7 protein-coding genes are annotated in these 11,842 nt (G+C 67.4%); all 7 read left to right on the top strand.

Features of this window, described 5'->3' with window-relative positions; genetic code table 11:
- The first annotated feature begins 108 nt into the window (after window positions 1-108).
- Window positions 109-714 carry a transcriptional repressor LexA gene (gene lexA, locus ABQ137_RS06280; protein ID WP_046341994.1) on the top strand — a complete coding sequence of 202 codons (606 nt, stop codon included), beginning with the start codon at window positions 109-111 and terminating at the stop codon, window positions 712-714.
- A 1-nt stretch (window position 715) separates the two neighbouring features.
- Window positions 716-1,369: a translesion DNA synthesis-associated protein ImuA gene (imuA, locus tag ABQ137_RS06285; protein WP_228912127.1), complete on the top strand. Its 654-nt coding sequence runs from the start codon at window positions 716-718 to the stop codon at window positions 1,367-1,369.
- A 9-nt stretch (window positions 1,370-1,378) separates the two neighbouring features.
- A complete protein-coding gene (locus ABQ137_RS06290) occupies window positions 1,379-2,797 on the top strand; it encodes a Y-family DNA polymerase (protein WP_016903823.1) in 1,419 nt (472 codons plus the stop codon).
- Window positions 2,798-2,953: 156 nt separating this feature from the next.
- A complete protein-coding gene (locus ABQ137_RS06295) occupies window positions 2,954-6,205 on the top strand; it encodes an error-prone DNA polymerase (RefSeq protein WP_349781615.1) in 3,252 nt (1,083 codons plus the stop codon).
- Between the two features lie 324 nt (window positions 6,206-6,529).
- Window positions 6,530-7,348 carry an HDOD domain-containing protein gene (locus ABQ137_RS06300; RefSeq protein WP_046341997.1) on the top strand — a complete coding sequence of 273 codons (819 nt, stop codon included), beginning with the start codon at window positions 6,530-6,532 and terminating at the stop codon, window positions 7,346-7,348.
- Window positions 7,349-7,958: 610 nt separating this feature from the next.
- The gene (locus ABQ137_RS06305; RefSeq protein ID WP_349781617.1) at window positions 7,959-9,929 is read left to right on the top strand and encodes an OPT family oligopeptide transporter; all 1,971 of its coding nucleotides are present in this window, start codon (window positions 7,959-7,961) and stop codon (window positions 9,927-9,929) included.
- 824 nt (window positions 9,930-10,753) lie between these two features.
- Window positions 10,754-11,602, top strand: a complete 849-nt coding sequence (locus ABQ137_RS06310; protein ID WP_024939485.1) for a transporter — start codon at window positions 10,754-10,756, stop codon at window positions 11,600-11,602.
- Window positions 11,603-11,842 lie beyond the last annotated feature (240 nt).

Here is an 11,842-nt window from a genome sequence, read left to right on the forward strand (position 1 = left end):
AGCCCGTCCTGGCTGAAGCGGCTCAGCAACCTGCATGGGCCGATCTCGCCTGCTGCGACCGACAGGTGTACAAATGTACACCTTGTCCCGTCCGGCCGTTGCACTCCCATGGAATCTCTCTCCCCCAAGCGTCAGGCGGTGCTGGCTTTCCTGCAGGAACAGGCCCGTGCAGGGGTATCCCCCAGCCTGGCCGAGATTGCGCAGGCGTTCGGGTTCGCCTCGCGCAATGCCGCGCAGAAGCACGTGCAGGCGCTGGCCGAGGCCGGGTTGATCGAGCTGCTGCCCAATCAGAAACGTGGCATCCGCATGCCGGGCGGGGCCGCGCGCGATGCCTTGCTGGCCTTGCCGGTGCTGGGCCGGGTGGCGGCCGGTGTGCCGATCGGGGCGGATATCGGCCTGGACCGGCAGTTGTGGCTGGACCGCACGCTGTTCTCGTTGCGTCCGGACTATCTGCTGCAGGTGCAAGGCGATTCGATGATCGACGACGGCATCCTGGACGGCGATCTGGTCGGCGTGCATCGCAGCAGCGAGGCGCGCGATGGGCAGATCGTGGTGGCGCGGGTGGATGGTGAAATCACCATCAAGCGGCTGGAGCGGGGTGCCGAACGCATCCGCCTGTTGCCGCGCAACCGCGCGCACGCGCCGATCGTGGTGGCGGCCGATGCCGACTTCGCGATCGAAGGACTGTACTGCGGTCTGATCCGGCAGGGTTGAGATGAGCCAGGAGCCCGCCCGCATCAGGCAGGACGGCAACGCGGCAGTCGCCCTGCCGCTGGACGCCCTGCTGGCCGCGCGCACGGTGTGGCGCGCGGGTCGTGGCACCGCCATCGCCCATGGCGGCGAATCCACCGGGCATGCGGCGCTGGATGCGCTGCTACCCGATGGCGGCTGGCCGCGGCGGGCACTGACCGAGTTGCTGCTGCCCGCGCACGGCGTGGGCGAGATCGCACTGCTGTTGCCCACGCTGGCGCGCATGACCGGCGCCAGCAGCCGGGTGGTGCTGGTGGCGCCGCCGTTCATTCCCTATGCGCCGGCCTGGCAGGCGGGCGGGGTGGTGCTGGAACAGCTGGAAGTGGTGCAGGCTGAGCCGCGCGATGCCTTGTGGGCGTTCGAGCAATGCCTGCGCAGTGGCGCGTGCGCGGCGGTGCTGGGCTGGCCGCAAACCGGCGATGCACGCGCATTGCGGCGGCTGCAGGTCGCCGCCGACAGCGGCAACTGCTGCGCGTTCGCGCTGCGCGATCGCAAGCATGCGGTCAACGCATCGCCGGCGGCGTTACGGCTGGAATTCCTGCCCGAGCGCGATGCCTGGCAGGTACGCAAGTGCCGCGGCGGGCAGGTCCCGTCGCAGCCGTTGCGGCTGGCGCATTGAGGCGCGCGCATGTTGTGGGCCTGCATCTTGCTGCCGCAGCTGGCGCTGGACGCCGTCCTCCGGCGTCTGGAAGAGCCGGACGCACCGCTAGTGCTGGTGGAAGGGCCGGCGCAGTTGCGCAGCCTGCACTCGGTCAATGCAGCGGCGTCCGCCGCCGGCCTGAAAGCCGGCATGCGGCTGTCGGCGGCGCATGCGCTGATGTCCCATGTACGCACCATCGATTACGAGGCCCAGGCTGAGGCGCGTACGCAGCGGTTTCTTGCGGCGTGGGCGTACCGGCACAGTTCGTTGGTGAGCCAGCAATGGTCGCGTGCCATCGTGCTGGAGGCCGGTGCCAGTTTTCGGTTGTTCGGTCCATGGCCGCGTTTCGAGCGCCGCCTGCGCGATGAACTGCAGGCCTTGGGCTTCCGGCACCGGCTTGCACTGGCACCTACGCCGCGCGCCGCGCGCGTGCTGGCCGGTTTGCGCGATGGCATGGTGGTGACGCAGTTGCCGGCCTTGCACGCCACGCTGGACAAGGTACCGGTACGCCGCGCCGCGTTGCCGGGCGATGCCGGCGAGCGCCTGCAACACATGGGCGTGCGCACGCTGGCGGCGGTGCGCGCGTTGCCGCGCGATGGGCTGCGCCGGCGGTTCGGCGCGGGCCTGCTCGAGCATCTGGACCGCCTCTACGGCCAGGTCGACGACCCCCTGGAGTGCTACGCGCCACCGGACCACTTCGACCAGCGTGTGGAACTCGGCTACGAGGTGGAAATGCATCCGGCGCTGCTGTTCCCGCTGCGCCGCCTGATCGGCGACCTGTGCACCTACCTGTCCATCCGCGACGGCGGCGTGCAACGGTTCCTGCTGCGGCTGGAACACGAAGAAGGCGCCACCGATGTCGAGATCGGCTTGCTGACGCCGGAGCGCGCGCCGACGCTGTTGTTCGAGCTTGCGCGTAACCGGCTGGAGCGGGTGGAGATTCCACGCCCGGTAGTGGCGATGCGCCTGCTGGCGCGGCAGCTGCCACCGTTCGTGCCGGCCATGCGCGATCTGTTCGATCAACGTGCGCAGCAATCGGTGGAGTGGCCGCAGCTGCGCGAGCGCCTGCGCGCGCGGCTGGGCGATGAGGCGGTGTACCGCGTACTGCCGGCCGACGACCCGCGCCCGGAACGTGCCTGGCGGCGCGCCATTGGCGATGCGGTGCGCGACGTTGCGGCGCCGCCGCGTCCGCCGCGCCCGACCTGGCTGTTGCCGCAGCCGGTGCCCCTGCACGAGACGCAGCTGCGCATCATCTCCGGCCCGGAGCGGCTGGAAAGCGGCTGGTGGGACGACGACGAGGCGCGCCGCGATTACTACGTGGTGGAAACCGCGCGCGGCCGGCGTGGCTGGGCGTTCGCCGCTCCTGGCCGTGTCGATGGCTGGATGCTGCACGGGTGGTTCGCATGACCGGTTGCATGCCCTTGCAGCAGCGGTGCATTGCCTGCGGCGCTGGTCATCGCAGCGGTGCCGCACGCGTCCGATGCCACGGACCGAAGAGGCAAACGCAGCGCGTCGATCTGCAGCGCATGTGTGGCGGCAGCGCGATGTCAAAGAGGTGCGCGCATGAGCTGGGATGACGCCGTCGACGGCGTGGACCGCGATACCCCCGGTGGACGCATGCCGCGCGCCTGGACGGTCGCCGCGCGGTTGCGCGCGGCAAACGACGACATCGCCCATGCCATGGTCGCCGATGGGCTGCCTGCCTATGCCGAGCTGCACTGCCTGTCGGATTTTTCGTTCCTGCGCGGTGCCTCCAGCGCCGAACAATTGTTCATGCGCGCGCACCACTGCGGCTACAGCGCCCTGGCGATCACCGACGAGTGCTCGCTGGCCGGCATCGTGCGCGGCCTGGAAGCCTCGCGCGCCACCGGCGTGCGCCTGATCGTCGGCAGCGAATTCACCCTGGTCGATGGCACCCGCTTCGTGCTGCTGGTGGAAAACGCGTATGGCTATCCGCAGTTGTGCGCGCTGATCACCACCGCGCGGCGTGCGGCAGGCAAGGGTGCGTACCGGCTTGGGCGTGCCGAGGTGGAGGCGCAGTTTCGCGCGGTGGAACCGGGCGTGTTCGCGCTGTGGTTGCCCGGCGCGCAGCCGCAGGCCGAGCAGGGCGCCTGGCTGCAGCAGCTGTTCGGCGAGCGTGCATTCCTGGCGGTGGAACTGCACCGCGAACAGGACGATGCGGCGCGGTTGCTCGCCTTGCAGCTGCTGGCGCAGCAACTGGGCATGACCGCTCTGGCCAGCGGCGATGTGCATATGGCGCAGCGGCGCGAGCGCATCGTGCAGGACACCCTGACCGCCATCCGCCACGGCTTGCCGTTGGCCGAGTGCGGCGCGCACCTGTTCCGCAACGGCGAGCGCCATCTGCGCACGCGGCGTGCCTTGGGCAACATCTATCCGGATGCGCTGTTGCAGGCCGCGGTGGACCTGGCGCAGCGCTGCAGCTTCGATATTTCCAGGCTTGAATACACCTATCCACGCGAACTGGTGCCGCAAGGGCATACGCCGGCGAGTTATCTGCGACAGCTCACCGAAGAGGGGATGCGTGAGCGGTGGCCGAATGGAACGCCGGCAAAGGTACGCGCCGACATCGAGAAGGAACTGGCGCTGATCGCGCATAAGAGCTACGAGGCCTTCTTTCTCACCGTGCAGGACGTAGTGCGCTTCGCCCGCGAGCAGCACATCCTCTGCCAGGGCCGTGGCTCATCGGCCAACTCGGCGGTGTGTTATGCGTTGGGCATCACCGCGGTCAACCCGGATGAAACGCGTCTGTTGATGGCACGCTTCCTGTCCGAAAAACGCGACGAGCCCCCGGACATCGACGTCGATTTCGAACACGAACGCCGCGAGGAGGTGCTGCAGTACGTCTACAACAAGTACGGCCGCGAACGCGCGGCATTGGCGGCAACGGTGATCTGCTATCGCGGCAAGAGCGCCGTGCGCGATGTGGCCAAGGCGTTCGGCCTGCCGCCGGACCAGATCGCGTTGCTGGCCAATTGCTATGGCTGGGGCAATGGCGAAACGCCGATGGAACAGCGCATCGAAGAGGCCGGGTTCGATCTGGCCAACCCGCTGATCAACAAGATTCTTGCGGTGACCGAGCAACTGCGCGATCACCCGCGCCATCTGTCGCAGCATGTCGGCGGATTCGTCATCTCCGACGAACCCCTGTCGCTGCTGGTGCCGGTGGAAAACGCCGCCATGGCCGACCGCACCATCATCCAGTGGGACAAGGACGATCTGGAAACCATGAAGCTGCTCAAGGTCGATTGCCTGGCGCTGGGCATGCTGACCTGCATCCGCAAGACGCTGGAGCTGGTGCGCGGCCACCGCGGGCGCGATTACAGCATTGCCACGCTGCCAGGCAATGACGAGCCGACCTACAAGATGATCCAGCGCGCCGACACCGTGGGCGTATTCCAGATCGAGTCGCGCGCGCAGATGGCGATGTTGCCGCGGCTCAAGCCTGCGGTGTTCTACGACCTGGTGATCGAAGTGGCGATCGTGCGCCCCGGCCCGATCCAGGGCGACATGGTGCACCCGTATCTGCGCCGGCGGCAGGGGCGCGAGGACGTGAACTACCCCTCGCCAGAGGTGGAGGACATTCTTAAGCCGACGCTTGGAGTTCCGCTATTCCAGGAACAGGTGATGGAGCTGCTGATGCACGCTGCCGATTACAGCGAGAGCGAAGCGGACAATCTACGCCGCTCGATGGCCGCCTGGCGGCGCGGCGGCGACATGGAACAGCACCGCGCACGGGTGCGCGAGCGCATGCAGGGCAAAGGCTACGCCTCCACCTTCATCGACCAGATCTTCGAGCAGATCAAGGGCTTCGGCTCCTACGGTTTCCCGCAGAGCCATGCCGCCTCGTTCGCAAAGCTTGTCTATGCTAGCTGCTGGCTCAAGCGCCACGAGCCGGCGGCCTTCGCCTGCGGGCTGCTCAATGCGCAGCCGATGGGCTTCTACTCGGCCAGCCAGATCGTGCAGGACGCACGCCGTGGCAGTCCCGAGCGCGCGCGCGTGGAGGTGTTGCCGGTGGATGTGCTGCACAGCGTCTGGGACAACACGCTGGTCGGTGGCCGGCCCTGGCGCAGCGACCAAGACCCCGGCGAACAACCGGCGATCCGTCTGGGCATGCGCCAGATCGCCGGGTTATCGGAAGTGGTGGCCAACCGCATTGTCGCCGCACGCGCGCAGCGGGCCTTCGCCGATATCGGCGATCTGTGCCTGCGCGCCGCACTCGACGAAAAGGCGCGCCTGGCATTGGCCGAAGCCGGCGCCTTGCAGGGCATGGTGGGCAACCGCAACGCCGCGCGCTGGGCGATGGCCGGCGTGGAAGCGCGTCGGCCGCTGCTGCCGGGCAGCCCGCAGGAACGCCCGGTGGAGTTTGCGGCACCGCGCGCAGGCGAGGAGATCCTGGCCGACTATCGCGCGGTCGGCCTGAGTCTGCGCCAGCATCCGATGGCGCTACTGCGCCCGCAGATGCGGCAGCGGCGCATCCTCGGCCTGCGCGAATTGCAGGGCCGCCGTCATGGCAGCGGCGTGCATGTCGCCGGCCTGGTCACCCAGCGCCAGCGCCCGGCCACCGCCAAGGGCACCATCTTCGTCACCCTGGAAGACGAACACGGCATGATCAATGTCATCGTCTGGTCGCATCTGGCGCTGCGCCGCCGCCGTGCGCTGCTGGAATCGCGCCTGCTGGCAGTGCGCGGCCGCTGGGAGCGCGTGGACGGCGTGGAGCATCTCATCGCCGGCGATCTGCACGACCTCAGCGACCTGCTCGGCGAGATGCAGCTGCCCTCGCGCGATTTTCATTGAAACGGCGCGGACGCGCGCCTGCTACGGCACGCGCACACGCATCCACGTCGCATATCAGCGTGAGTCTTTCTGCTTGTGTGTGGGCGCGCTGGCCATCAGGCACGCGCATCCGATGCCAATGCCTGCAGGGCGGCAATCGTGTTGCCGCGCCTGAGACTGGCGATCGAGCCCGGTGCAGCAGCATCGGCACGCCATGCGGTACAGATCGACGCAAAAGCGCGGGTGAATAGCCGCCGTGGCGGGTCATCGTCATCCAACCGGTCTGTGCTACACCATGCACGCCGGCGCGGCCGCGCTGGCTTACCTTTCATCCACGAGGCGATCATGAAGTTGGAGGCGTTGTTCGACCAGTTGCACACCTTGCCCACCGTGCCCGAGGTGGCGCAGGACCTGATTGCCCGGTTCGACGATCCGGCAACCAACATCGATGTGCTGGCGCACACCATCGAGCGCGATCCGGTGATCGCCGCCAAGGTGCTGCGGCTTGCCAATTCGGCGCGCTTCCACGGCCTGCGCGACTCCACCAGCGTGGAAGACGCGGCCATGCGGCTGGGCTTCAACACGCTGCGCACCCTGGTGCTGGCCTCGGCGATGACCGGCGCGTTCCGCGCCGGCCCGGGCTTCGATCTGAAGGCGTTCTGGCGGCACAGTTTCGAGGTGGCCGGCATCTGCCGTCTGCTGGCGCGCCAGCACGGCGTGGATCCGGAAACCGCCTTTACCTGCGGCATGATGCACAACATCGGCGAGCTGCTGATCCAGTCCGGCGCGCCGGATTACGCCAGCCGCATCAATCACGACAGCTCATCGGCTGGCCATGCCGCCGAAGAAACCCTGCAGTTGGGCTTCGGCTACCCGGAAGTCGGCGCCGAGCTGGTACGTCGCTGGCAGCTGCCTGTCGTCATCCAGGAAGCCATCGCCTATCAGGTCCGCCCGGCCGCTGCGCCGGAAGGTGCGCGGATGCCGCTGCTGGTCGCCCAGGCGGTGCAGGTATCCGACGCGCTGCGTGCACATGGTGGCGCCACGCCGGCGGCGTTGGACGCGGTGCGCGGTCCGTTGATGGACACGGTGGATCTGGATGCCTTGTTCGCCGCATTGCCGGACGTGATCGAGGCCGACCGCGCGTTTGCCGAACTGCTGCATTGATCGAACAGCAGCGCCGACGCCGCCAGCGTCGGCGCAGCCGCTGACGCACCATCGCCGGCAGCAGATCCCTGACGTGCAGGAAAAACGGCAACGCCCAGCAATCACGGCGACAGCGATATACGGCAACGCGTGCCCGCCGCTGCAGCAGCAGACCAGTCGGCCCTTACGGGCGCGCGGCCTCATCCGCGCCCCCTCATCAGCGCATTGTCCCGCCAGCACGGGCGGCAGGCGACCGCCGGTACGAGCGATGGGCGTGATGACGAGTCCATCGCTCGTTGTCACCTATCGGCCATGGCGCGCGTCGCTCATGGCGCCTCCGTCGGTCGACGAGCCGGAAGACCGCATCGCCGCACCCTGACGCCGTATGCCGCTGGTCTGCATGCCATGCAGCAGTGTCCGCCACCTCCACGCCGTGCGACCTCATGCGCTTGCGATCTGCATGCGTGCTGCAGTCGCCGGCACACGCTGGTACACGCCTGTCGTCCCCGTCGCTACATCCCCGGGCATTCCAGCCGCCACAGCAGGCACAGTGTCACGCCGCGGCGCAGCTGGACGGAACCCCGTGTAGGCGCTAGCGTGGTCCGGATTTTTTGCCACAGGGAAACTGCCCATGAGCCATGACGCGCAGCCGCGCCAGCTCACCTTCCGCGCCGTCGTGCTGGCCATCGTGCTGGCGGTGGTGCTTTCGGCCGCCAACGCCTATCTCGGCCTGTTCGCCGGCCTGACCATCGCCACCGCCATTCCGGCTGCGGTCGTCTCGATGGGCGTGCTGCGCCTGCTCGGCGGTGGCACCATTCTGGAAAACAACATCGTCCAGACCGGTGCCTCGGCCGGTTCGTCGATCGCGGCCGGGGTGATCTTCACCATCCCCGCGTTGGTGATCATGGGCTACTGGCCGGACTTCAAATACTGGTGGGTGCTGGGCATCGCCGGCATGGGCGGCTTGCTCGGGGTGCTGTTCTCGGTGCCGTTGCGGCGCTCGATGATCGTCGAAGACCCGCTGCCGTTCCCCGAAGGCAAGGCGGCGGCCGAGGTGCTCAAGGCCGGTGAAAACCCCGGCCCGGGCCTGAAGATTCTGGCGATGTCCGGTGCGATCGGCGCGCTGGTCAAGCTGGGTGCGGCCAGCGGCCTGCGGGTGATCCCGGACACCTGGGCGCAGGCCACCTACCTGGGCAGCAGCCGCCTGGTCGGCTATCTGGGCACCAACCTGTCGCCGGCGCTGCTGGGCGTGGGCTACATCGTCGGCCTGAATGTCGGCATCGTGGTGCTGTCCGGGTCGATCCTGTCCTGGCATATCGCCATTCCGCTGTATCAGCAGTTCTTCATGGGCAGCGACCCGGCCCTGGCGCAGAGCCTGGTCGGCGCGCCGGCGGCCGACGCGGCATTCGGCATCTGGGGCGCGAAGATCCGTTACCTGGGTGTCGGCGCGATGCTGATCGGCGGCGTATGGACGCTGTTCTCGCTGCGCAAGTCGCTGTTGTCCGGCGTCAAGAGTGGCTTTGCCGCCGCGCGCAAGAGCGGTGGCGGTGTGGTCGCCGAGACCGAGCGCGACCTGCCGATGAAGTGGATGCTGGCGGCACTGGTGCTGTGCACCTTGCCGCTGCTGGGCCTGTACCAGGCGATCGTGCAGCAGTGGCACGTGTCGATCCCGATGACCATCATCATGATCGTGGCCGGTTTTCTGTTCGTGTCGGTGTCCGGCTATCTGGCCGGCCTGATCGGTTCGTCCAACAACCCGGTCTCGGGCATCACCATTTCCACCATCCTGTTCGCCTCGGCGGTGCTGGTGCTGTTGCTCGGCAAGGATGGTCTGGTGCCGGTCGGCATCGGCGCGGCGCCGTTGGGTGCGGTGGCGGCGATCATGATCGGCGCGGTGGTGTGCTGCGCGGCAGCGGTGGGCGGCGACAACCTGCAGGATCTCAAGGCCGGCTATCTTGTCGGCGCCACGCCATGGAAGCAGCAACTGATGCTGGGCATCGGCGCGTTTTCCTGCGCACTGATCATGGCGCCGGTGTTGAACCTGCTGGCGCAGGCCTACGGCATTGGCCCGGCCACGTCGCAGCACCCCAACTCGCTCGCTGCACCGCAGGCCACGCTGATGGCCTCGGTCGCCAAGGGCCTGTTCGGCGGGCAGCTGCCGTGGTCGATGATTGCCATCGGTGCCGGCGTGGGCGCGGCGATCATCGCGCTGGACGAATGGCTGAAGAAGACCGGCAAGCGCTTCCGTGTGCCGGTGCTGGCGGCGGCGATCGGTATCTACCTGCCGCTGGAGTTGATGGTGCCGATCTTCCTCGGCGGCCTGATCGCGCACCTGGTGGAGCGCTTCCACAAGATCCGCGCCGACGACGAAGATGGCCGCGACCGTGTGCATCGCCCGGGCGTGCTGTTCGCCGCCGGCCTGATCACCGGCGAGGCGTTGATGGGGATCGCCATCGCGGTGCCGATCGTGCTGTCCAGCCGCGCCGATGTGCTGGCGTTGCCGGCCGGCCTGCAGCTCAACCAATGGTTCGGCCTGGCGATCCTCGCCCTGGTCGGCTGGCTGCTGTACCGCGTCGGCAAGCGCGGCGAACAGACCGCCTGAGGGTGACGCTTCACCAAGGCATGCGCCTGCGCGCTGCCTCTGGACGGACACGCATCGCTGGATGCGTGTCCGTTTTTCGTTGTGGCATTGAAACCGGATTGCCGCTGTTCTGATTGCCTTGCCGCAGACGCGGTTCGAATGCGGCCCTGCTGCCGAACGCGCAAGTGCAGCAGCATGCCGGCAAGGCATGGTGCACCGAATCGATGCCGTGACCGCACAGCGGCATATCCAGTTCGAACATTCCTGCATGCTCGTGCATTGCCACCGTGAGCGGACCTGCATTGCCGGTGCAGGACAACGTCGTTGGCGCATCTGGTCAATCAGCTGACACGACGAGCGCAGCTGTACCGCGCCAACGCATCAAGCGTTTGTCGATCGCGCAATGCACGCACAACGCTCAGGCCATCGCGTCTGCACCACCGCAGCGCCTTTGCGCCGGCTTTACGCCCCACCCAGGCCTCCTGCATAGCGACTTTATGCGGCTGCTCCGTATCGTGCCGTCTCCCGCACCGATGGTGCACCACGGCGACCGCATGCCTCGATCGATCCCGGTGACGCGCCACGGCGCAGCTCATCGCACCGCCTGATCCCCATAAATGATGGGTGTAGAAAAGCGATTCGCATCACGCTGTGCGACATCCGCACACTGTTGAGGCCGCTTTTGTCACCGACGGCGTTTTCGGACCTGCCGACGCCTATAAGATCGATTGGCAACACGCCGCCCTCCAGCGGCCATGCAGTCGTTCGACATCCACGCGCATTCCCCCTCCCACTGCTGGCCGTTCACGCGATCTGGCCAGCGTCTTGCCATGGAAACCACTGCAATGCTGACTGCTGCTATCTCCCATCGTTCCATCCGCGCACGCCGTGCCCCCTTGTTGAGCATCGCCCTGGCCGGTGTGCTGTGCAGCCTTGCGCTGCAGGCGCAGGCACAGGAGGCCACCGACGCGGCGCTGTGTACCGATCGCCCGACCAAGGCCAATTCCACCTGCACCGTGCCAACCGGCGCCTGGCAGCTGGAAACCGACATCGGCAGCTACACCCGCGACAGCCAGCCCGGCACGCGCATCGAAACCTCGGTGTTCACCAATCCCACGCTCAAATACGGCGTCAGCGACCGCATCGATCTGCAGCTCAACTGGGCCCCGCAGCTGCAGGTCAAGACCACCGACCGTGCCACCGGTGCGCGCAGCAGCCTGAGCGGCGGCGGCGATATCTTTCTGCGCATGAAGGCGCGTTTCTACGAAAGCGATACCGCCAGCGTGGCGTTGCTGCCATTCGTCAAGGCACCGACCGCGCGCACCGGCCTGGGCAACGACGAGTGGGAAGGCGGCGTCGCATTGCCGATCAATTTCGCGCTGCCCAACAGCTTCTCGCTGACCTTCGGGCCCGAGGTGGATTGGTTGGCCGACAGCGATGGCAGCGGCAAGCATGTTGCGCTGATCAATGCGATCAACCTGGCGCATCCGCTCACCTCCAAGTTGTCGATGGCGGTGGAAGTGTGGTCCTCGATCAACCGCGACCCGGCGCAGACCATCGAGCAGTATTCGGCCGACATCGCCGCTGCGTATCTGCTCAATCCGCTGCTGCAGCTGGATGTGGGCGCCAATTTCGGCCTCAATGACCGCACCCCGGACGCGCAGGTGTATGTGGGCATGTCGCACCGCTTCTGACGTGCGCAGCGCGCGCTGCGCACACAAAACGCCGCTGCGGTCCGCGCCTATGCGGACTGCAGTGTTCCGCAGGCAACCGCTTCAGATATGTAATAACTACCCGGTGCGGTGCGACACTATGTCGTCAGTCTGCCGGGCATGCCGGTGCCGGTCTCGCCAGAGGTACGCGGGCCGGGGAGGGGAGTGACAGAAAGTGGGCAGTGATGCTGCCTCTACTGGCCGTCGTGCGGGCACCTTGTA

It is taken from the genome of Xanthomonas sp. WHRI 8393 (assembly GCF_040203315.1).
GTDB lineage: Bacteria > Pseudomonadota > Gammaproteobacteria > Xanthomonadales > Xanthomonadaceae > Xanthomonas > Xanthomonas arboricola.